The organism is Streptomyces sp. YJ-C3 (genome assembly GCF_053891275.1).
In genome coordinates, this window is the sequence record NZ_CM132685.1 from 5,468,819 (window position 1) to 5,490,000 (window position 21,182).

The window sequence follows — 21,182 nt, forward strand, 5'->3', positions numbered from 1 at the left end:
TCGCTCCGTCAGACGGCCTGGTGGCGCGCCCGGTTCACGGCGGAGCCGGACCGCAGCGCGGCGGCCGCCGCGCCCACGAGCCCCGCGTCGGTGCCGGTGGACGCCGGGGCGACCGTGAGGCGCCGCACGAAGGACAGCGTGGCGTAGTCGCGCAGCGCGCGGCGCAGCGGGGCGAAGAGGACGTCGCCCGCCTTCGCCACTCCTCCGCCGATCACCGCGATGTCGATCTCGACGAGCGTCGCCGTCGCCGCGATGCCGGCCGCGAGGGCCTGGGCCGCCCGCTCGAAGGACGCCAGGGCCGCCTTGTCGCCGGCGTGTGCCGCACGGGCCACGGCGGCGGCGGAGGCGTCCCCGTCGGCCTCCGGTCGCCAGCCGTCGGCGAGGGCACGGCGGGCGATGTTGGGGCCGCTCGCGATGCGCTCCACGCAGCCGCGCGCCCCGCAGGGGCACGGGTCGCCGTCGAGGTCGACGCTGATGTGGCCGATGTGGCCCGCGTTGCCGGTGGGGCCGGGGTGGAGCTGTCCACCCAGGATCAGGCCGCCGCCGACGCCGGTGGAGACCACCATGCACAGCGCGTTGTCGTGGCCGCGCGCCGCGCCCTGCCAGTGCTCGGCCGCCGTCATGGCCACGCCGTCGCCGACGAGTTCGACCGGCAGGCCGTCCGTGGCGGCCGCCACGCGCGAGACCAGGGGGAAGTCGCGCCAGCCCGGCACGTTCACCGGGCTGACCGTGCCGGCCGAGCGGTCCACCGGGCCGGCGCTGCCGATGCCGACGGCCCGCGTCCGGGGCCACAGCTCGGACACCGTCAGCTCGGTGAGCACCGCCTCCACCGCGCCCATCACCGTCTCCCCGTCCTCCTGAGCGGGGGTCGGCCGCTGCGCCCGCGCGAGGATCCGGCCCTGGTCGTCCACGAGGGCGCCGGCGATCTTGGTGCCGCCGATGTCGAGCGCGGCGACGAGGTCCATGTGCATCAGTGTCAGATCCCCTGGAGAAAAGGCAGGTCGGAGAAGGTCACTCTAGGAAGCGAGAAAAGCGGTGCACAGTCTCCCCCGAGCCTGACAACGTTGTCCAGGCCCTATGCTCGACGCCACACGCCCGTACAGGATGATGAGGCCTGACGAATCGGGCCCGTCACCCCTTCCGGGTGGCCGGCTTCCCGGCAGCGACGACAGGACAGGACAGCGCATAGTGGACCGCACCGCCCGCCGCACCGAGAACCGCTACGGCAATCGCCCGACGATGAAGGACGTCGCCGCGCGCGCCGGAGTGGGCCTGAAGACGGTCTCCCGGGTCGTCAACGGCGAGCCGGGCGTCACGCCGGACACCGAGCGCCGCGTACAGGAGGCGATCGCCGCCCTGGGCTTCCGGCGCAACGACAGCGCGCGCGTGCTGCGCAAGGGGCGTACGGCGAGCATCGGGCTCGTGCTGGAGGATCTGGCGGACCCGTTCTACGGCCCGCTGAGCCGCGCCGTCGAGGAGGTCGCGCGGGCGCACGGCGCACTGCTCATCAACGGCTCCAGCGCCGAGGACCCGGACCGCGAGCAGGAGTTGGTGCTCGCCCTGTGCGCACGCCGGGTGGACGGCCTCGTCGTGATCCCGGCCGGTGACGACCACCGCTATCTGGAGCCGGAGATCGCGGCCGGTGTCGCGACCGTGTTCGTGGACCGGCCCGCCGGGAAGATCGACGCGGACGTGGTCCTCTCCGACAGCTTCGGCGGCGCGCGGGACGGTGTCGCGCATCTGATCGCGGGCGGCCACCGCCGTATCGGCTTCATCGGCGACCAGCCGCGCATCCACACGGCCGCCGAGCGCCTGCGCGGCTATCGCGCGGCGATGGAGGACGCCGGGATACCGGTCGCGGAGCAGTGGATGTCGCTCGGCGTCACCGACCCCGAGCGGGTGCGGCGCGCGGCCGAGGAGATGCTGTCGGGCCCGGAGCCCGTCACGGCGATCTTCGCGGGCAACAACCGTGTGACGGTGACCGTGGTCCGGGTCCTGGCCGAACTCGACCGCAGCGTCGCCCTGGTGGGCTTCGACGACATCGAGCTGGGCGATCTGCTGAAGCCGGGGGTGACCGTGGTCGCGCAGGACGCGGCGCAGCTGGGCCGGACCGCGGCCGAGCGGCTGTTCCGTCAGCTCGACGGGGCGACGCTGCTGCCGGAGCGCATCGAGCTGCCGACCCGGCTCATCCAGCGGGGGTCCGGTGAACTCGGCCCGGCCGATTGACCGTTGACGCGCTACGGACACACCACTGCCCCTTCCCGACCGTCCTCGGGAAGGGGCAGTGGTGTGTCCGTGGGGTTATTCGCCGGTGGTCGTCAGGTCGCCCCGGCGCGGTCCCGCGTAGCCCTCCAGGCCGCCCAGGGTGAGGCCGGTCAGGCGGGCCACCTCGGCGACGTCGAGCGCTCCGCAGTCGAGGCCGCGCAGCAGGTACCCGGCGAGGGCCTTGGCGGTGGCGGGCTCGTCGGCGATGTCGCCGGCGGTCTGCTTCGCGTACGCGGCGAGGCGCGCGGCGGCCTGTCGGAAGCCCTCGCGGTAGAAGGCGAAGACGGCCGCGTAGCGCGTCGGGATGTGGCCGGGGTGCATGTCCCAGCCCTGGTAGTAGGCGCGGGCCAGAGCGCGGCGCGTGAGGCCGTAGTGCAGGCGCCAGGCGTCGTGCACCTTGTCGGTGGAACCGACGGGCAGCACGTTCGTGGAACCGTCGGAGACGCGGACGCCGGTGCCCGCGGCGGCGACCTGCATGACGGCCTTCGCGTAGTCGGCGGCCGGGTGGTCGCTGGCCTGGTAGGCGGCGGAGACACCGAGGCAGGCGCTGTAGTCGAACGTGCCGTAGTGCAGACCGGTCGCGCGCCCCTCGGCGGCATCGATCATGCGGGCGACGGCGGCGGTGCCGTCGGCGGCGAGGATCGACTGGCTGGTCTCGATCTGGATCTCGAACCCGATGCGCCCGGCGTCGAGCCCGTGCTGCTTCTCGAACGCCTCCAGGAGTCGCACCATGGCCGTGACCTGCTCCGGGTACGTCACCTTGGGCAGCGTCAGGACGAGCCCGTCGGGCAGGCCGCCGTGCTCCATGAGTCCGGTGAGGAAGATGTCGAGGGTACGGATGCCGCGGTCGCGGACCGACGCCTCCATGCACTTCATGCGGATGCCCATGTGCGGGGCGGCGGTGCCGTTCGCGTACGCCTCGGCGATGAGGCGGGCGGCGCGGGCCGCCGCCTCGTCCTCGTCGGCGTCGGACGCGGGCCGGTAGCCGTCCTCGAAGTCGACGCGCAGGTCCTCGACGGGTTCGCGCTCCAGCTTCGCGCGTACGCGGCTGTAGATCGGCTCGGCGAGCTCGTCGGCCAGTCCGAGCACCGCGGCGAACGAGGCGGCGTCCGGGGCGTGCTCGTCGAGCTGGGCGAGCGCCTGGTCGCCCCAGGAGCGGATGGTGCCCGCGTCGAAGGCGTCCGCGGGGACGTAGACGGTGTGGACCGGCTGGCGGGTGCCGGGGTCTCCTGGGTAGCGGCGGCTCAGCTCCGCGTCGACCGGAGCGAGTGAGGCGCTGATGCCCTCGCTGACCGCGCCCGCGAGGCTCGTCGACACCTTCTCCTGCTGACCCATTCGTGCACCCTCCATACGCTCACTGTTTCCGCTTCACGGAATCAACAATCCGTATAGCGAAGTTAACGGGCCGGGTGACCTGCGTCAATGGTCCCCTTGCATGGTCCCGGTACGCGGACGGGGCCGCGCGGCGATGAACGCCACGCGGCCCCGTCGACAGCCGGACAGGTCAGCCCTTGCGGGTCTTGACCTCGTCGGTGAGCTGGGGGACGACGTCGAAGAGGTCGCCGACGACGCCGTAGTCGACGAGGTCGAAGATGGGGGCTTCGGCGTCCTTGTTGACCGCGACGATGGTCTTCGAGGTCTGCATGCCGGCCCGGTGCTGGATCGCGCCGGAGATGCCGTTGGCGATGTACAGCTGCGGCGAGACGGACTTGCCGGTCTGGCCGACCTGGTTGGAGTGCGGGTACCAGCCGGCGTCGACCGCGGCCCGGGACGCGCCGACGGCCGCTCCCAGGGAGTCGGCGAGGGCCTCGATGAGCGCGAAGTTCTCGGCGCCGTTGACGCCGCGGCCGCCGGAGACCACGATCGCGGCCTCGGTCAGCTCCGGCCGCCCGGTCGACTCGCGCGGGGTGCGCGAGGTGACCTTCGTACCGGTCGCCTTCTCCGAGAACGACACCGCGAGGGCCTCGACGGTACCGGCCGCCGGGGCCGCCTCCACGGCGGCACTGTTGGGCTTGACGGTGATGACCGGGGCGCCCTTGGTCACGGTGGACTTAGTGGTGTAGGAGGCGGCGAACACCGACTGGGTCGCCACCGGCCCGTCCGCGCCAGCCTCCAGGTCGACGGCGTCGGTGATGATGCCCGACCCGATCCGCAGCGCCAGACGCGCCGCGATCTCCTTGCCCTCCGCGGAGGACGGCACCAGCACCGCGGCCGGCGAGACCGCCTCCACCGCCGCCTGCAGCGCCTCCACCTTCGGCACGACCAGATAGTCGGCGAACTCGGCGGCGTCGTTGGTGAGGACCTTCACCGCGCCGTGCTCGGCCAGCGCGGCCGCCGTGTCACCCGCGCCCGCACCCAGCGCGACGGCGACCGGCTCACCGATCCGGCGGGCCAGCGTGAGCAGCTCAAGGGTGGGCTTGCGGACGGCACCGTCCACGTGGTCGACGTAGACCAGAACTTCAGCCATGGGAATCTTCCAACTCTCGCAATGTGATGACGACTTGGCGACTCGACGAGTCGGTGCCTAGATGAACTTCTGGCCGGCGAGGAACTCGGCCAGCTGCTTGCCGCCCTCACCCTCGTCCTTCACGATCGTGCCCGCGGTGCGCGCCGGACGCTCGGTGGCCGCGTCGACCTTGGTCCAGGCCCCCTCCAGACCGACCTGCCCGGCCTCCAGGTCCAGGTCCGACAGGTCCCAGGCCTCCACCGGCTTCTTCTTCGCCGCCATGATCCCCTTGAACGAGGGGTACCGCGCCTCACCGGACTGGTCGGTGACCGACACGACGGCCGGCAGCGAGGCCTGGAGCTGCTCCGAGGCGGTGTCGCCGTCCCGGCGGCCCGTCACCGTGCCGCCCTCGACCGCCACCTCCGACAACAACGTCACCTGCGGCACCCCCAGCCGCTCGGCCAGCAGCGCCGGCACAATACCCGCCGTGCCGTCCGTGGACGCCATCCCGGAGACCACCAGATCGAAACCGGCCTTCTCGATCGCCTTCGCCAGCACCAGCGACGTACCGATCGCGTCGGTGCCGTGCAGATCGTCGTCCTCGACATGGATCGCCTTGTCCGCACCCATCGACAACGCCTTGCGCAGCGCGTCCTTCGCGTCCTCGGGACCCACCGTCAACACGGTGATCTCCACATCGTCATCGGAATTCTCCGAGATCTGCAGCGCCTGCTCCACCGCGTACTCGTCCAGCTCCGACAGCAGACCGTCCACCTCGTCACGGTCAACGGTCAGGTCATCGGCGAAGCCCCGGTCGCCAGTGGCGTCGGGCACGTACTTCACGGTGACAACGATCCTCAAGCTCACGCCGGCTCTCCTACTGCAATCGTCTTTTACTGGGCGGCTTTGCTGCTGCGGCTGACAACGCCTTCTTGCAGGCAGCATAGGCGCCTGAAGCGGACTCTTCCGGTCGGGGCGGCCCGCGCTCCGAGCGAAATATTACTCGTCAGTACATCCACTCCATGCCCACTGAGCAAGCGCTTTGAACTGTGACCTTGCCAACGCTCCGTAATCGTGCGGCGCAGGAACTCTCAGTCGCGCAGCGCGTTGAAGCGACCCTGGTGATAGAGGAGCGGACGGCCGGCGCCGGCCGGGTCGCCGCAGACCGCTTCGGCGAGCACGATCCGGTGGTCCCCCGCGGGCACCCGCGCGATGACCCGGCAGACGAGCCAGGCCAGGACGCCGTCGAGGACGGGGACGCCCTCGGGTCCCTCGAACCAGCGGGTGGGGGCGCCGAAGCGGTCGGCGCCGCTCCGGGCGAAGGTGGCGGCGAGGTCGGCCTGGTGCTCGCCGAGTATGTGCACGCCGATGTGGTCGGCCTCGGCGACGGTGGGCCAGCTGGAGGCGCCCAGGCCGACGCCGAACGAGATCACCGGCGGTTCGGCGGAGACCGAGGTGAGGGAGGTGGCGGTGAAGCCCACGGGTGCGGCACCGGCCGCTGTGATCACCGCGACACCGGCGGCGTGCTGGCGGAAGACCGAGCGGAGCAGGTCGGGGGTGGCGGGCCGGGCGGTGCGCAGATCGGGCGTGGCCGTCATGGAGTTGTCCTTCTGCCGGAGGGTTCGAGCGGGGTCCGTGGCTGCGTCAGCAGACGCGACAGCGGGCGCTCGAACAGCGGGCCAGGTCGACGTGGACCCGCTCGTAGAGAAGGAGTTCCGGAGGCATACGGTCAGCGTGACGATACGTGGCGCGTGCAGTCAAGTGCGTTCCGTCATGTGGGAGATGCGTCACCGCCCTCCCTCCCCTCCCCCGCAGCCCACCGGCTCCTTCGCCGGCTCAGATCGCTTCGCCCAGCGCGGCGATGACGTCCGCCTTGCGGGGCTGGCCGGCCGCGCGGCGCACCTCACGGCCGCGGGCGTCCAGGACGAGCACGGTGGGGGTCTTGACGACACCGGTCCTGCGTACGAGACCGAGCTCGGCCTCGGCGTCGATCTCGATGTGGGACACGCCGGGGACCATGGCGGCGACCTCCGCGAGAACCCGTCGGGTGGCCCGGCAAGGTGCGCAGAACGCGCTGGAGAACTGCACGAGCGTGGCGCGCTCCCCCAACTCCTCACCCAACTGCCCGGCATCCAGCGTCACTTCGGTCACGCTCACCTCACACCTCCTCGGTCCACCGCTTCACTTGCAGCGCCGAAACGTCTCGCCGCATTCCCGGTCACGTGACAAGGATCTCGCGCGCGGCCGGAACCAGGACTGGTCACTCGGCCGTTCTTGGGGCACGATCTGCGCAAGCCGGAAAACCTACGGCTGCGTAACTTACCGCCGGGAGCCACCTCCTCCGGAATCCTCCGGAAGAAACTCCCCACGGCAATAAGAAGGGTCCACCCCCTCCATGGCAGAGCTCGTCTACCGTCCGGTCATCGGCGCCGCGAAAACGATGTTCAAGGCGCTCGACCTGAAGATCGACTGCAAGGGCTCGGAGAACATTCCACGCTCGGGCGGAGCCGTCCTGGTCAGCAACCACATCAGCTACCTGGACTTCATCTTCGACGGCCTCGCCGCCCTGCCCCAGAAGCGACTGGTCCGCTTCATGGCGAAGGAGTCGGTGTTCCGGCACAAGATCTCCGGCCCCCTGATGCGCAGCATGAAGCACATCCCGGTGGACCGCGCCCAGGGTGAGCACGCGTATCAGCACGCCCTCCAGTCGCTCCGCTCGGGCGAGGTCGTCGGGGTCTTCCCCGAGGCGACGATCTCGGAGTCCTTCACGCTGAAGAGCTTCAAGACGGGCGCCGTGCGGCTGGCCCAGGAGGCCGGGGTGCCGCTGATCCCGATGGCGCTGTGGGGCACCCAGCGCGTGTGGACCAAGGGCCGTCCGCGCAACTTCAAGCGACAGCACATCCCGATCACGATCCGGGTGGGCGAGGCCATCGAGGCGTCGCGCGACCAGTACGCCGGGGCGATCACGCGCCGGCTGCGCGACCGTGTGCAGGAGCTCCTCGAAGCGGCGCAGCGCGCCTACCCCGTGCGCCCCAAGGGTCCGGACGACACGTGGTGGATGCCGGCCCATCTGGGCGGTACGGCCCCGACCCCCGAAGAGGTCAAGGCCGCCGAGGCGAACTAGAGCCCGTCCGGGGCCGCGCCTCAGGCCGCCGGGTGAACCGTGAGGCGTACGCCGGGGCTGAACTTCTCCAGGAGTTCGGCCAGCTCGGCACCCGCCGCTTCCAGGCACGCGTGCTCGCCCATGCCCTCCAGGAGGAACAGGGCGTCGACGGAGGTGTCGGTGAGCCGGGTGCGGGTGCCCTGGCGCCAGTTCCAGCGGCGGCAGGTGACGCCCTCGTCGTCGCACCAGACGACCTCCCCGGCGTCCGGGTGCTCGACCGCCTGCTCGCCGGACGCGACGGTGACGAAGTCCTCCTCGCCGGTGGCCCTGATCAGCCGCATGCCGCCCTTGATGTGGCCGAGGTCCTCGCCGCCGACCGGGATCAGGCGAGCGACGCTGATCGCGTTGTATACGTCCACGAGCGTGTTGATCCGCGGCAGGCCGCCGTCGGCGAGCGCCCTCTTGGCGAGCGCCTCCGCGGAGTTCCGGGTGCGGTTGGGCTTGGCCCCGAAGGCGGTGTAGGCCGCGCGCCAGGCCGCCATGTGCGGGTCCTCGTGCGGCGCGCGTCCGTCGAGGCGCGCGGCCAGACGGCGTGCGGCGTCGTCGAGGAGGGCCGAGGTGCCGTCCGTGCTGGGCGCGTTGACGAGTCCGTACGCCTCGACGGCGATGTGCCGGAAGTCCGGGGCGATGGCGCGGACGTCGTCGGAGACGGTGAGCTGGAGGGACATGGCCTGCCTTACGAGGTGAGCGAGTCGGGGAGGTTCTCCCAGAGGTACGGACGGTCCGGCGCGCTGCGCATGACATCGAGCACCACCGGATGGGGTACATCAAAGAGTACCGGATAGTCCACCTCACTGAACTTCGGATCGGGCACCCAGGCCAGCCGCTCCCCTTCGAGCGAGAACCGGGCATCGACGCCCGGCTTGTTCCCTCGGCAGTCCTGCCGGTGCCATGAGCCGTGGAACCGTACGGCGATCAGCCCGTGCACACACCAGCCCGCCCCGACGTCGTGCGTCAGCCGCTGATAACAGAGGGCCGTGGGGATGTCCTCCGCGCGCAGCAGCGCGGCCAGGGCATGGGCCTTCGCATGACAGATGCCGGTGCCCTGCTCCAGGACGTCGGAGGCCCGCCAGGTGACGCGCATGTCGCCGCTGTCGGCGGAGTGCGGAATGGTGTCGCGGACGTACTCGTAGGCGGCGCGGGCGTATGCATATGAATCCGCGGAGTCTTTCGCGAGGCGTGACGCCACGTCCCGGACGAGCGGGTGATGGTGATCGATGACGTCGTCGGCCGCCAAATATGCCGACAGATCAGGGTTCTGCTGAATCAGCTGCATGGCACGGGAGCATAGGAACGCGACCGACCGTCAGTCAATGACTTTACGATCGATCGCATACCTATGCAGATTGAGAGGGGGTGGCTAGCGCGCCATCTCCTCCTTGAGGGCTGCGACGAACCCGTCGACGTCCTCCTCGCGGGTGTCGAAGGCGCACATCCACCGGACGTCGCCGGCCGCCTCGTCCCAGAAGTAGAAGCGGTAGTGCTTCATCAGACGCTCGGAGACGTCGTGCGGAAGGCGGGCGAAGACGCCGTTGGCCTGCACCGGGTAGAGGATCTCGACACCGTCGACGGCGCGCACCCCCTCGGCGAGGCGCTGCGCCATCTCGTTGGAGTGCCGGGCGTTGCGCAGCCACAGGTCCTTGGCGAACAGGGCCTCCAACTGCACCGACACGAACCGCATCTTGGAGGCGAGCTGCATGGACAGCTTGCGCAGATGCTTCATGTGCCGGACGGCGTCCTGGTTGATGACGACGACGGCCTCGCCGAAGATCGCGCCGTTCTTCGTGCCGCCGAGCGACAGGATGTCGACGCCGACCGCGTTCGTGAACGTACGCATCGGCACGTCGAGGGAGGCCGCGGCGTTGGATATCCGGGAGCCGTCGAGGTGCACGACCATGTTCCGCTCGTGGGCGTGGTCGCAGATCGCGCGGATCTCGTCGGGCGTGTACAGCGTGCCGAGCTCGGTGGACTGCGTGATCGAGACGACCTGCGGCATCGCACGGTGCTCGTCGTCCCAGCCGTACGCCTGCCGGTCGATGAGCTCGGGGGTGAGCTTGCCGTCGGGCGTCGGGACGGTGAGCAGCTTCAGACCGCCCATGCGCTCGGGGGCGCCGCCCTCGTCGACGTTGATGTGCGCGGACTCGGCGCAGATCACCGCGCCCCAGCGGTCGGTGACCGCCTGGAGCGCGACGACGTTGGCCCCCGTGCCGTTGAAGACCGGGAACGCCTCGGCGGTCGGGCCGAAGTGGCTGCGGATGATCTGCTGGAGACGGGCCGTGTAGTCGTCCTCGCCGTACGCGACCTGGTGCCCTCCGTTGGCCAGGGCCAGTGCGGCCATGATCTCGGGGTGGGCGCCCGCGTAGTTGTCGCTGGCGAAACCCCGGATCGTGGGGTCGTGGTGCCTGCGGGCGTCGGTCCTGGGAGGATTCACGGCTTCTCGGTCAGCCACAGACGGGTCCCGTTCACTTCGGCGGCGGGCCGCCTCCAGACGCCGGCGATGGCCTCGGCCAGCTCCTTGACGTCGGTGAAGCCCGCGAACTTCGCGTTGGGGCGCTCCGCGCGCATCGCGTCGTGCACCAGCGCCTTGACCACCAGGATCGCAGCCGCCTGCTGCGGTCCCGCGTCGCCCCCCGCCTTGCGGAAGGCGTCGCCGAGCGCGAGCGTCCACGCCTCGGCCGCGGCCTTGGAGGCGGCGTAGGCGGCGTTGCCCGCGGTCGGCTTGCTGGCGCCGGCCGCGCTGATCAGCAGGTAGCGGCCCCGGTCGGAGCGGCCGAGACCCTCCTGGAAGGCGAGCGAGGTGTGCTGCACCGTGCGGATCAGGAGCTTTTCCAGCAGGTCCCAGTCGGCGAGGTCGGTCTCGGCGAAGCTCGCGCTGCCGCGCCAGCCGCCCACGAGGTGCACCACCCCGTCGACCCGGCCGAAGTCCTTCTCGACGCGGCCGGCCCAGTCGCGGGTCGCGTGCAGGTCGAGCAGGTCGACGGTGTCGCCGATGACGGTGGCGCCGCCGTGCGCGTAGCGCGCCTCGTCGACGGCCTCGGCGAGGCGCTCGGGATCCGCGTCGGCGCCGACGACCGTGGCGCCCGCCTCCGCGAGCCGCTTGAGGGTGGCGCGCCCGGCCGGTCCCGCGGCTCCGGCGACCGCGATCACGGCACCGTCCAGCGTGTCCCTGGTCTCGTTGGTGTCGGTCATGGCAGTCGCCTCCTGTACGGGATTGCTCACGCGGCCACCCGCTCGGCACCCGCCGCGGTGATCCCCTTGGTCGAGGCGATCACGTTCTTCAGCTTCTTGGAGAGCGCCTCATAGAACATGCTGAGCGGAAACTCGTCCGCAAGCACCTCGTCCACCAGCTTGCGGGGCGGCAGGCTCGTGTCGAGGGCGTCGGGGCCCTTGGCCCAGCGGGAGCCGGGGTGCGGCGCGAGATACGTCGAGACGAGGTCGTACGCGGCGAACCAGTGGACCAGCTTCGGACGGTCGATGCCGTCGCGGTACAGCGTCTCGATCTCGGCGCACAGCTGGTTGGTGACCTCGGGGGCGCGCTGCCAGTCGATGTGCAGCTTGTTGTCGGTCCAGCGCACGACGTCGTGCTTGTGCAGGTACGCGAAGAGCAGCTGGCCGCCCAGACCGTCGTAGTTGCGCACGCGCTCGCCGGTGACCGGGAAGCGGAACATCCGGTCGAACAGCACGGCGTACTGGACGTCGCGGCCCTGCGGGACGCCGTCGGCCTCCAGCTTCACAGCCTCCTTGAAGGCGGTGAGGTCGCAGCGCAGCTCCTCCAGGCCGTACATCCAGAACGGCTGGCGCTGCTTGATCATGAACGGGTCGAACGGCAGGTCGCCGTGGCTGTGCGTGCGGTCGTGGACCATGTCCCACAGCACGAACGCCTGCTGGCAGCGGTCCTGGTCGCCGACCATCCGCGCGATGTCCTCGGGCAGTTCGACGCCGAGGATGTCGACGGCCGCCTCGGTGACGCGGCGGAAGCGGGCCGCCTCGCGGTCGCAGAAGATGCCGCCCCAGGAGAAGCGCTCGGGGGCCTCGCGCACGGCGATCGTCTCGGGGAAGAGCACCGCCGAGTTCGTGTCGTAACCCGAGGTGAAGTCCTCGAAGGTGATGCCGCAGAACAGCGGGTTGTCGTAGCGCGTGGCCTCCAGCTCGGCCAGCCAATCCGGCCAGACCATGCGCAGCACGACGGCTTCGAGGTTCCGGTCCGGGTTCCCGTTCTGCGTGTACATCGGGAAGAGCACCAGGTGCTGGAGGCCGTCCTGACGCCGCGCCGCGGGCTGGAAGGCGAGCAGCGAGTCCAGGAAGTCCGGTACCCGGTAGCCGTCGTCGGCCCAGCGCCGCAGGTCGCGGACGAGCGCCTCGTGGTACGCGGCGTCGTGCGGGAGCAGCGGGGCGAGCTGCTCCACCGCGGCTATGACACGGTCGACCGCCAGATCTGCGGTGGCCTTCGCGGGGGCGCCCTCGGCGCCGAAGTCGATCGACCCGTCCTTGTCCTGCCAGGTCCTGATCTCCTCCACGGCGTCCTTGAGCACGGGCCACGCCGGGTGCTCCACCACCCTGTCGCCGACCGTCGGAGCCGAAGGAACGATCCCCTCCATGCCCGCCTGCACAAGAATTTCCGTCATGTCCCATCCTCCACGGGAGAACCTCGCGTAAGGACACCGTATGCATGCGAGGTTCTCCGGGACAAGAGGAGACTCGGGAAATTATCCTGCGCAACCCCCGGTGTTACCGCTGTTTTTCCTGTCTCGCACGCTTGAAACGATGACCTGTGCCACATCCGCCCGTGCCTGGCGCGCATCGCCGAGCAGTTCGGGGAAGCCGAAGAAGCCGTGGAACATGTGCGGGAAGTGGCTCTCGGTCACCGGGACACCGGCGGCGCGCAGGGCTGTCGCGTACGCGCGGCCCTCGTCGCACAGCGGGTCGCAGCCCGCGGTGACGACGTGGGCGGCCGGCAGCCCGGCGAGATCCTCGGCGAGGAGCGGTGAGACGTGGGGGTGGGCGGGGTCGCCGTCGGACCCGAGGTACTGGTCGCGGAACCAGCGGCAGTGGGCGGCGGTCAGGAAGTACCCGGCGGCGTTGGCGTCGAAGGAGCCGGCCTTCTGCCGGGCGTCGGTCGCGGGGTAGACGAGGACCTGCCGGGCGATGCGCGGGCCGTCCTCGTCGCGGGCGATCTGCGCGACGACGGCGGCGAGGTTCCCGCCCGCACTGTCGCCCGCGACCGTCAACGCGCATGGATCCGCGCCGAGTTCACCGGCGTGGCCGGCGACCCAGCACACGGCGGCGTACGCGTCCTCGACGGCGGCCGGGAACCGGGACTCGGGCGCGAGCCGGTAGTCGACGGAGACCACGACGGCCCCGGCGTCCCGGCACAGGCCGCGCGCCGTCGAGTCGTGACTGTCCAGATCGCAGATGACCCAGCCGCCCCCGTGGAAGAACACGACGACGGGCCGGGGCGCGTCCCCGTCCGTCGCGCCGCCGGACTCCGGCCGGTAGATCCGTACGGGAATCGGGGGCGCCCCGGGCGGCCCCGGTATCTCCCGGTCCTCGACGGCGCCGACGACGGGCGCGGGGAACGGTGCGGCGGGCACGGCCGCGAGGATCCTGCGGGCCTCGGCGGCGTCGGTGACGGCCCCGCCGAGGTCGGGGAAGACGGCTGCCATCGCGTCCACGAGGGGACGGGCCTCGGGGGCGAGGCGGTCGACGGCGTCGGAGGTTTCTTCGATGGACATGGGCGACTCCGGTGGTCGGGTGGGCGCAGGCGCGCGGGTCTCAGGAGAGTCCGCTCCTGAAGTGCGGGATGACCGTCTCGCCCCACTGGCGCAGCGTCTCCAGACAGGCCTCCTGGGGAACCGTGCCCATCTGGATCAGGCACATGATCTCGTCGGCCCCGGCATCGCGCAGACGCTCGACGTAGGCGATGGCGTCGGCCGAAGTGCCGTACGCGTGGTCCGCGTTGAAGGTGGCCGTGGCTGTGGGGCGGACCGGGACGCGCTGTTCGTTGAGGCGGGCGACGACCTGCTCGGCGGCCCGGCGCATCTCGGCCGCCTCGTCCGTGCCGTCGACGACGGCCTCGTCGGGGATGCCCGCACCGCCGTACCAGTGCCCGATGGACTGGGCGAAGAAACGCTGGCCTCGGATGCCGATCCGGCGGGCCGCCTCCCGGTCGTCCGAGACGATGGTGGGGCACAGGACCGCGAAGTGGTCGTTGACGGCCGAGGAGACGAGCCGCTCGGGGGTCCGGCCGGCGATCGCCGCGTCGTAGGCGCCCCGCATCTCGGCGATCGACTCGGGGCCCGCGAAGCCCATCACCAGGGCGCCGACGCCGAGTTCGGCCGCCTGGCGCAGGGTGTCCGTGCGGCTGCAGGCGAGGAACAGCGGCGGGTGCGGGGTCTGGGCGGGCCGGGGCAGGATCGGGTGCGGGCCGATGTCGAGGAGCGGGCCGTGGTGCTCCAGCTCGTCCTTCTCCCAGGCCTTGCCGATGATGCGCAGCGCCTCCTCGACCTCCTGGGTCGTGCGGTCCTTGTCGACGCCGCACAACGACGTCTCCTGGACGGTGCCGCCGCGCCCGGCCCCGAGGTCGAGCCGGCCGCCGCTGAGCAGGTCGAGGGTGGCGGCGCGCTCGGCGACGCGGGCCGGGTGGTTGAACCGGAACGGCATGCAGACCACGCCGTGCCCGACGCGGATGTGGGACGTGCGGGCCGCTACCCAGGTCAGAAAGACCTCCGGCGCGGACATGTGCGCGTACCACTTCAGGGAGTGGTGCTCGACCGCCCAGATCCGGTCGAACCCCATCTCCTCGGCGAACACGGCCTGTTCGACGCAGTCGCGGAAGAGCTGGTGCTCACGCTCGACCGTGGGGTCGGCGAGCTGGGCCTCGAAGATGACGGAGAACTTCATGGCGCCTCCGGGTCGTTGCCTCCATATGACTCATAGCTATATGACGATCCGTCAGAGAAGGGAAGGGGCGGGCACGCACCGGAGGAGCCGCACGCGAAGACCGGGGACGGGGTCGCGGGCCCTTTAGGCTGTGCTTCCCTGCCACCCCGACCCTGGAGCCCCGCCGTGTTCGACCCCGCACCCGAGTACCCGTACCACGACAGCGACCGGCCGGACGGGGCGCCCGCACCGCACGCGCTGCTCGCCCCCGTGCTCGGCCTGCTGGGGAGCTGGCACGGACGCGGGCGCGGTGGATACCCCACGATCGACGGGGAGTTCAGGTACGCCCAGGAGGTCACCTTCCGGCACGACGGGCGGCCGTTCCTCAGCTACGAGGCCCGGGCCTGGCTGCTCGACGCCGACGACGTGCCGGTGCGTCCGGCGGCCCGGGAGAGCGGCTGGTGGCGGCTGCAGCCGGACGGGCGGGTGGAGGCGCTGATCACCCAGCCCACCGGTATCGGGGAGATCGCGGTCGGGCGCGCGGCCGACGGCACGGTCGACCTCGCCACCGACAGCGTGGCACTGACGCCGACGGCCAAGAAGGTCGAGGGGACCCGGCGCCGCTACACCCTGGCCGACGCGGACACCCTGACGTTCGAGCACGATCTCGCCGCGGTCGGACAGCCGTTGCAGCACCACCTGTCGGCGCGGCTGCGGCGCAGGGCCGCTTAGGGCTTGCGCCGGCCCTCGCGGCTCACTTCAATGCGGACGCATGCCGACCTCACCGCTGCCACCGACCGCCTGGGCCGTGCTCGGACTGCTGTCCTTCCCGGGTGAGCGGACCGGCTACGAGCTGAAGAAGTGGGCCGACGCCTCGCTCCGGTTCTTCTACGGGGCGCCCGCCTTCAGCCAGATCTACGCCGAACTGCGCCGGCTGGAGCGGCTCGGGTACGTGACGTCGCGGCGTTCGGGGCCCGAGGAGCCCCGGGTGAAACGGGCGTACGCCATCACGCCGGCCGGCCGGGACGCGCTCGCCGACTGGGCGGCCGGCGGAACCGGCGCAGAGGACGCGGCCGCGGACGCCGTGACGCTTAGGCACCCGGTGGTGCTGCGGGTGTGGCTGGGGCATCTCGCCGCACCGGAGCGGCTGCGGGCCCTCGTCGAGGAGCATCTGGCGCGCACCGAGGGCGAGTTGAAGGAGGTACGGGACGCGCTGGCGCGGGCCGACGGGGTCGAGGCGTGGGCCCATCCGCAGATCGCCCTGCGCTGGAGCGAGCGGCATCTGCTGGCCGAGGTCGAGCTGACCCGGGGCCTGTTGGCGGATCTGGAGGCGCTGCCCCCGGCCGACGGCGGCGCGGGTCAACCTCCGCCGGACTCGCCCACCGACGGGTGACATGACCGCCCGTCCGGGTCCGGGCCGGTAGGACGGGCCGCATCCCTGTCCCGCGCCGCATGGGAGTGCGTCAGCCGTGAGTACCCGCGCCGTCCTCGTCGCCGCCGTCATCACCGGACTGCTCCTCGGGGTGGTGGGGGCCAGAGGGGACGACTCCGGCCACGCGCGCCGCGGCGGGCCGGCGGCGGAGGCGGGCCGCTAGCGGAACCGGACAGTACGGTCCCCCGGATGCCGTCCGATCCGCCGGGCAGGCTCTAGGCTCGGGGCCTGTCGCGTGCGCGCGACAGCCGAGTCGCCGTCGACGGAAGCGAGACAGTCTTGAACTTCCTCACCATCGGGCATCGCGGAGCCATGGGTGTCGAACCCGAGAACACCCTGCGGTCCTTCGTCGCCGCCGAGCGGGCGGGACTCGATCTCATCGAGCTCGATCTGCATCTGAGCAAAGACGGCGCGCTCGTCGTCATGCACGACGCCGACGTGGACCGCACCACGGACGGCACGGGTCCCATCGCCGAGCAGACGCTCGCCGAGCTGCGGACGCTGGACGCCGGACGCGGTGAGCGAGTGCCGGTCTTCGAGGAGGTCCTCGACGCGGTGAGCGCCCCGCTGCAGGCGGAGATCAAGGACATCGCGGCGGCCCGGGCGCTCGCCGAGGTGCTGCTGCGCCGCGATCTGGTGCACCGGGTCGAGGTGATCTCGTTCCACGACGAGGCCGTCGCGGAGATCGCGCGGCTGGTGCCCGGGGTGCGGACGGCGCTGGTCGCCAGCCGTTACGGCACGGACGTCGTGGAGCGGGCCGTGGCCGTCGGCGCCACGACCCTGGTCCTCAACATCCGGCGCCTGACGCAGGAGATCGTGGAGCACGCCCGCAAGGCCGACCTGCGGATCATCGGCTGGGTGGTGAACACCCAGGACGATCTGCGGCTCGTCCGGGCGCTCGGCCTGGACGGAGCGACCACCGACTACCCGGAGATCAAGCGGACCGGCCGCTTCACCGCCTGATCACACGAGCGGCTTTACCAGCAGCTCGAACTGGAGGTCGGCGCGCTGCGGCACACCGAAGCGCTCGTCGCCGTACGGGAAGGGGCTCATCTTTCCCGTACGGCGGTAGCCGCGCCGCTCGTACCAGGCGATGAGCTCCTCGCGCACCGAGATCACCGTCATGTGCATCTCGCGCACGCCCCACGTCGCGCACGCCGTGCGCTCCGCCTCGGCGATGATCACCTTGCCGAGACCGGCGCCCTGGAGGGCGGGGCTGACGGCGAACATCCCGAAGTAGGCGTGGTCGCCGCGGTGCTCCAGCTGGCAGCAGGCGACGATCACGCCGTCGCGCTCGACGGTCAGCAGGCGGCTGTCGGTGTGGTTGACGACGTCGAGCACGCCCTGCGGGTCGGTCCGCTGCCCTTCCAGGATGTCCGCCTCCGTGGTCCAGCCGGCCCGGCTGTCGTCCCCGCGGTAGGCCGACTCGACGAGCGCGACGAGCGCGTCCACGTCGGCCTCGGTGGCGTCGCGGAAGCTCAGGCCATCGGTGGCGGGGTGCGGGGCGGCGGCGGTCATGGGCGGCTCTCCGATCTCGTACGGGCTGGGGCCTGTCGGCGCCGTCGAGGTTAACCCGGTCGCACTACTGTGCGTCGGCATGGTTCATGTACTGAGCAGCAGGGTTCTGATCACGCCCGGCGATCCGGAGCGGTCGCGGGCCTTCTACGGCGAGGCGCTGGGCCTCGCGGTGTACCGGGAGTTCGGGACCGGGCCCGAGCGGGGCACGGTGTACTTCCTGGGCGGCGGGTTCCTGGAGGTGTCGGGGCGGGCCGAGCCGCCGGTGAAGCCGGGCCTGCACCTGTGGTTGCAGGTGGCGGACGTGCGGGCCGCGCACGAGGAGCTCACGGCGCGGGGCGTGCCGGTGCTGCGGGAGCCGCGGACGGAGCCGTGGGGTCTGGTCGAGATGTGGATCTCGGATCCGGACGGCACCCGGATCTGCGTGGTCGAGGTTCCCGAGGAACATCCGATCCGTTACCGGCCGGGCATCTGACGTGCGGTGACACGGTGTGCGTCGCAGGATGGCGCTGAGTCAGGGGATTCGGCGGCGCCGATCCGGATACATGACCGGCAGCGCTCCTCGCCTGTCCGCACACCGTCCAGCCCAGGAGAGATCCGACCATGACCGCTCCCCGTACCTCGACCGTGCCCCGGATTCTGATCATCGGCGGTGGGTTCGCCGGGATGGAGTGCGCCCACAAGCTGGAGAAGGAGCTGAAGCCCGGGGAGGCGGTGCTGAAGCTCGTCAGTCCGATGGACCACCAGCTCTATCTGCCCCTGCTCCCCCATGTGGCGTCCGGTGTGCTGACCCCGCAGTCGGTCGCGGTGCCGCTGCGCCGGATGCTGCGCCGCACCGCGATCATTCCCGGCGGCGCCGTCGGCGTGGACCCGAAGGCGAAGGCCGTCGTCGTCCGGAAGATCAACGGCGAGACCGTCGTCGAACGCTACGACCATCTGGTGCTTACGCCGGGCAGTGTGACCCGGCAGTTCGACATCCCCGGCGTCGAGGAGCACGCGGTCGGCGTCAAGACGCTCGCCGAGGCGGCCTGGATCCGCGACCACGTGATCTCGCAGCTGGACCTCGCGGCGGCGAGCTCGGACCCGGCCGAGCGGGAGGCGCGGCTGCAGTTCGTGGTGGTCGGCGGCGGGTACGCCGGCACCGAGACCGCGGCGTATCTGCAGCGCCTGACCACCTCGGCGGTCAAGCGGTACCCGGGGCTCGACCCGCGCGGGATCAAGTGGCACCTGGTCGACGTGGCACCGAAGCTGATGCCGGAGCTGGGCGACCGGCTCGGCGACAAGGCGATGGCGATCCTGCAGCGGCGCGGCCTGCACGTCTCCCTCGGGGTGTCCGTGGCGAAGGCCACCGAGAACACCGTGACGCTCACCGACGGGCGCGAGCTGCCCTGCCACACGCTGATCTGGACGGCCGGTGTCGCGCCGAGTCCGCTCGTCGCGACGCTGAACGCCGAGACGAACCGGGGCCGCCTCGTCGTCACCCCCGAGCTGACCGTGCCGGGTCTCGACGGGGTCTTCGCGCTCGGTGACGCCGCGGCGGTGCCGGACGTCGTCAAGGGCGGGGACGCGATCTGCCCGCCGACGGCCCAGCACGCGATGCGACAGGGCTGGGCGGCGGCCCGCAATGTCCTCGCGGCGGTACGCGGCACCCCGCTGACCCCGTACCGCCACAAGGACCTCGGGCTCGTCGTCGACCTCGGCGGCATCCAGGCGGTGTCGAAGCCCATGGGGGTGCAGCTCACCGGGCTGCCCGCCCAGATCGTGGCGCGCGGCTATCACCTGGGGGCGCTGCGGACGCTGACGGCGCGTTTCCGTACGGCGGCGAACTGGGGTCTGAACGCGGTCGCGGGCGACGACTTCGTGCGCACCGGCTTCCAGCGGAACCGGCCCGCCACGCTCAAGGACTTCGAGATGACGGACGCCTATCTGTCGCCGGAGGAGGTGCACGCGGCGGTGACCGCGCACGTCGCGGGGCAGGCGATGACGCCGCAGAAACCGGATCTGCCGATCAACTGACACCGCGGTCGGGCCGCATCCCGGACAGCCGCGCGCGGCATGCGAGTTGCAGCGCGAGGCGGGTCTCGGGGTCGGAGAGGTCGGCGCCCGTGAGGTCCGCCACGCGGCGGATGCGGGCGCCGACCGCGTTGCGGTGCAGGTGGAGGGTCTCGGCGGCGCGGGCCGGCGAGTTGTTGTGGTCGAGGTAGGCCTGGAGCGTGCGCAGCAGCGGCTCGGCCTTGTCCGGCCCCAGCTCCAGGACGGGAGCGAGGAGTTCACCGGTCGCCTCGTGAGCGGTGTCGGAGGCGTACCACTCCATGAGCATCCGGTCGAGGCCCGCCGCGTCGTGCGCGGTGACGGACGTGCCGTCGGGCGGTGCCTGGAGCGCGGCGCGGGCCTCGCGGGCGGAGGTGCGGATGCCGAGGGGGCCGCGGTGCGGGGCGCCCAGCCCGCCGCGCAGTGCGGCCTCGGGGTGGCGGGTGCGCAGCCCGTCCAGGGTGCGGCGGGCGAGGGCGAGGACCGCGCGGCGGGCGTCGGGGCCCGGGGCCGCGGGCCGGGTGCCGAGCAGGACGAGGGCGTCGTCGACGAGTGCGGCGTGCCATTGGGTGCCGTCCGCGGGGGCCCGCAGCCGGTTCAGGGCTTGGGGGGCGAGGCCGTCGAGGAGCCGGTAGCGGTCGGCTGCGGGCAGGCCGGGGGCGGCCACGCGCAGCGCGGTGTGGTGGCCGTCGACGGGCAGGCCGAGCGCGCGGCCGCGGACGGCGAGGCCCGGGGCCCGGTCCTGCGGCGCGGCGAGGAGTTCCGCCAGCAGATGGCCGCGGGAGCGGACGGGGACGTCGCCGTGGCCGCCGCCGGCCGCCGCGAGGGCCGTCGTCGTCAGGACGCAGCGCACCGCGGTGCCGAGGTGGCCGGGGCGGGCCGGGGCCGCGAGGGCGATCTCCCCGTCGGGGCCGGGGGCGCTCGCGCCCGCTTCGCCGGGCCCCGGGGCGCGCCGCTCGACGGGGATGCCCAGTGCTTCGGCGGCGGTGGCGGCGGCGCGCTCCGGGTCCCCGGCGACGCCCGGCAGGCGCTCGGCGGCGTCGGCGACCCGGGCCAGCGCGTCGGCGGCGTCCCCGGCGACGGCCCGGTCCACGGCGACGACCAGCGCGGCGAGGTCGCCGGTGGCGCCCAGCACGGCGACGCGGCCGCGGTCGGCGAGGGCGCGGACCGTGGCGGAGGCGGCCCCGTCCGGCAGTGCCCGGGCCTGCTCGTCGGCGGTGAGGACGATGCCCGCCGCCCCGGCGGCCGCCGCGTCCCGTACCGCGACGTCCAGAAGGTGACCGGGGACGGCCGACAGCAGGATCACGACGGTGCCGGGCGGGGCGTCGGGGAGGCGGTCCGCCCGGGTCTCCAGGCGCACGCCGGTCACCTCGGTGGCGGTCAGCGGACCGGCGAGGTGGTGCAGGCCGGTGAGGCCGGGGGCGGTGAGCAGATCGGCGAGCGCGGGCATG

23 protein-coding genes are annotated in these 21,182 nt (G+C 72.0%); 8 read left to right on the forward strand and 15 right to left on the reverse strand.

What is annotated here, in order from left to right:
* Positions 1-8 precede the first annotated feature (8 nt).
* Positions 9-971, reverse strand: a complete 963-nt coding sequence (locus ACVHNB_RS24465; RefSeq protein ID WP_428956531.1) for an ROK family protein — start codon at positions 969-971, stop codon at positions 9-11.
* Between the two features lie 217 nt (positions 972-1,188).
* Between ACVHNB_RS24465 and ACVHNB_RS24470 the strand changes: the two genes are divergently transcribed.
* Complete coding sequence (locus tag ACVHNB_RS24470) at positions 1,189-2,226, forward strand: LacI family DNA-binding transcriptional regulator (RefSeq protein WP_428956530.1); 1,038 nt, start codon at positions 1,189-1,191, stop codon at positions 2,224-2,226.
* Between the two features lie 75 nt (positions 2,227-2,301).
* Here the strand turns inward: ACVHNB_RS24470 and ACVHNB_RS24475 are convergent, their stop codons facing one another.
* The 5 genes from ACVHNB_RS24475 to ACVHNB_RS24495 all read right to left on the reverse strand — a co-directional run bounded on the left by ACVHNB_RS24475 (position 2,302) and on the right by ACVHNB_RS24495 (position 6,868).
* Positions 2,302-3,600, reverse strand: coding sequence for a DUF6986 family protein (locus ACVHNB_RS24475; RefSeq protein ID WP_456228942.1), 1,299 nt, complete (start codon positions 3,598-3,600; stop codon positions 2,302-2,304).
* 169 nt (positions 3,601-3,769) lie between these two features.
* Positions 3,770-4,732, reverse strand: a complete 963-nt coding sequence (locus ACVHNB_RS24480) for an electron transfer flavoprotein subunit alpha/FixB family protein (RefSeq protein WP_456225884.1) — start codon at positions 4,730-4,732, stop codon at positions 3,770-3,772.
* A 57-nt stretch (positions 4,733-4,789) separates the two neighbouring features.
* Positions 4,790-5,578 carry an electron transfer flavoprotein subunit beta/FixA family protein gene (locus tag ACVHNB_RS24485; RefSeq protein WP_428956528.1) on the reverse strand — a complete coding sequence of 263 codons (789 nt, stop codon included), beginning with the start codon at positions 5,576-5,578 and terminating at the stop codon, positions 4,790-4,792.
* 224 nt (positions 5,579-5,802) lie between these two features.
* A complete protein-coding gene (locus ACVHNB_RS24490; protein ID WP_428956527.1) occupies positions 5,803-6,309 on the reverse strand; it encodes a flavin reductase family protein in 507 nt (168 codons plus the stop codon).
* Positions 6,310-6,547: 238 nt separating this feature from the next.
* Positions 6,548-6,868 (reverse strand): TlpA family protein disulfide reductase, encoded by a 321-nt coding sequence (locus ACVHNB_RS24495; RefSeq protein ID WP_428956526.1) that lies wholly within the window; start codon positions 6,866-6,868, stop codon positions 6,548-6,550.
* A 238-nt stretch (positions 6,869-7,106) separates the two neighbouring features.
* On the opposite strand from ACVHNB_RS24495, the gene ACVHNB_RS24500 reads away from it, so the two are divergent.
* The gene (locus ACVHNB_RS24500) at positions 7,107-7,835 is read left to right on the forward strand and encodes a lysophospholipid acyltransferase family protein (RefSeq protein WP_428956525.1); all 729 of its coding nucleotides are present in this window, start codon (positions 7,107-7,109) and stop codon (positions 7,833-7,835) included.
* 20 nt (positions 7,836-7,855) lie between these two features.
* On the opposite strand, the gene ACVHNB_RS24505 is transcribed toward ACVHNB_RS24500, so the two are convergent.
* The 7 genes from ACVHNB_RS24505 to ACVHNB_RS24535 form a co-directional block, all read right to left on the reverse strand.
* Positions 7,856-8,542, reverse strand: coding sequence for a B3/B4 domain-containing protein (locus tag ACVHNB_RS24505; protein WP_456225885.1), 687 nt, complete (start codon positions 8,540-8,542; stop codon positions 7,856-7,858).
* 8 nt (positions 8,543-8,550) lie between these two features.
* The gene (locus ACVHNB_RS24510; protein ID WP_456225886.1) at positions 8,551-9,150 is read right to left on the reverse strand and encodes a transglutaminase domain-containing protein; all 600 of its coding nucleotides are present in this window, start codon (positions 9,148-9,150) and stop codon (positions 8,551-8,553) included.
* Between the two features lie 84 nt (positions 9,151-9,234).
* The gene (locus tag ACVHNB_RS24515) at positions 9,235-10,305 is read right to left on the reverse strand and encodes a threonine aldolase family protein (protein ID WP_456225887.1); all 1,071 of its coding nucleotides are present in this window, start codon (positions 10,303-10,305) and stop codon (positions 9,235-9,237) included.
* Complete coding sequence (locus ACVHNB_RS24520) at positions 10,302-11,063, reverse strand: SDR family NAD(P)-dependent oxidoreductase (protein ID WP_428956520.1); 762 nt, start codon at positions 11,061-11,063, stop codon at positions 10,302-10,304. Before ACVHNB_RS24520 ends, ACVHNB_RS24515 begins: the two co-directional genes overlap by 4 nt.
* A 26-nt stretch (positions 11,064-11,089) precedes the next feature.
* Positions 11,090-12,499, reverse strand: a complete 1,410-nt coding sequence (locus tag ACVHNB_RS24525; RefSeq protein WP_428956519.1) for a DUF6421 family protein — start codon at positions 12,497-12,499, stop codon at positions 11,090-11,092.
* An 81-nt stretch (positions 12,500-12,580) separates the two neighbouring features.
* On the reverse strand, positions 12,581-13,606 hold the full coding sequence (locus tag ACVHNB_RS24530; RefSeq protein WP_456225888.1) for an alpha/beta hydrolase: 1,026 nt from the start codon (positions 13,604-13,606) through the stop codon (positions 12,581-12,583).
* 40 nt (positions 13,607-13,646) lie between these two features.
* On the reverse strand, positions 13,647-14,774 hold the full coding sequence (locus ACVHNB_RS24535) for an LLM class flavin-dependent oxidoreductase (protein WP_456225889.1): 1,128 nt from the start codon (positions 14,772-14,774) through the stop codon (positions 13,647-13,649).
* A 165-nt stretch (positions 14,775-14,939) separates the two neighbouring features.
* Here ACVHNB_RS24535 and ACVHNB_RS24540 point away from each other — a divergent pair, with 165 nt between their 5' ends.
* The 4 genes from ACVHNB_RS24540 to ACVHNB_RS24555 all read left to right on the forward strand — a co-directional run bounded on the left by ACVHNB_RS24540 (position 14,940) and on the right by ACVHNB_RS24555 (position 17,148).
* Positions 14,940-15,485 carry an FABP family protein gene (locus ACVHNB_RS24540; RefSeq protein WP_456225890.1) on the forward strand — a complete coding sequence of 182 codons (546 nt, stop codon included), beginning with the start codon at positions 14,940-14,942 and terminating at the stop codon, positions 15,483-15,485.
* Between the two features lie 40 nt (positions 15,486-15,525).
* Entirely contained in the window at positions 15,526-16,146 is a 621-nt protein-coding gene (locus ACVHNB_RS24545; protein ID WP_456225891.1) for a PadR family transcriptional regulator, read from the forward strand.
* Between the two features lie 76 nt (positions 16,147-16,222).
* Complete coding sequence (locus ACVHNB_RS24550; RefSeq protein WP_428956514.1) at positions 16,223-16,348, forward strand: hypothetical protein; 126 nt, start codon at positions 16,223-16,225, stop codon at positions 16,346-16,348.
* Between the two features lie 116 nt (positions 16,349-16,464).
* Positions 16,465-17,148: a glycerophosphodiester phosphodiesterase gene (locus ACVHNB_RS24555; protein WP_428956513.1), complete on the forward strand. Its 684-nt coding sequence runs from the start codon at positions 16,465-16,467 to the stop codon at positions 17,146-17,148.
* On the opposite strand, the gene ACVHNB_RS24560 is transcribed toward ACVHNB_RS24555, so the two are convergent.
* Positions 17,149-17,703 carry a GNAT family N-acetyltransferase gene (locus tag ACVHNB_RS24560; protein WP_428956512.1) on the reverse strand — a complete coding sequence of 185 codons (555 nt, stop codon included), beginning with the start codon at positions 17,701-17,703 and terminating at the stop codon, positions 17,149-17,151.
* A gap of 79 nt (positions 17,704-17,782) precedes the next feature.
* On the opposite strand from ACVHNB_RS24560, the gene ACVHNB_RS24565 reads away from it, so the two are divergent.
* Positions 17,783-18,175, forward strand: a complete 393-nt coding sequence (locus tag ACVHNB_RS24565) for a VOC family protein (RefSeq protein WP_428956511.1) — start codon at positions 17,783-17,785, stop codon at positions 18,173-18,175.
* A gap of 128 nt (positions 18,176-18,303) precedes the next feature.
* Positions 18,304-19,716, forward strand: coding sequence for an NAD(P)/FAD-dependent oxidoreductase (locus ACVHNB_RS24570; protein ID WP_428956510.1), 1,413 nt, complete (start codon positions 18,304-18,306; stop codon positions 19,714-19,716).
* Here the strand turns inward: ACVHNB_RS24570 and ACVHNB_RS24575 are convergent.
* Positions 19,709-21,181: a PucR family transcriptional regulator gene (locus tag ACVHNB_RS24575; RefSeq protein ID WP_456225892.1), complete on the reverse strand. Its 1,473-nt coding sequence runs from the start codon at positions 21,179-21,181 to the stop codon at positions 19,709-19,711. The genes ACVHNB_RS24570 and ACVHNB_RS24575 overlap by 8 nt on opposite strands.
* Position 21,182 lies beyond the last annotated feature (1 nt).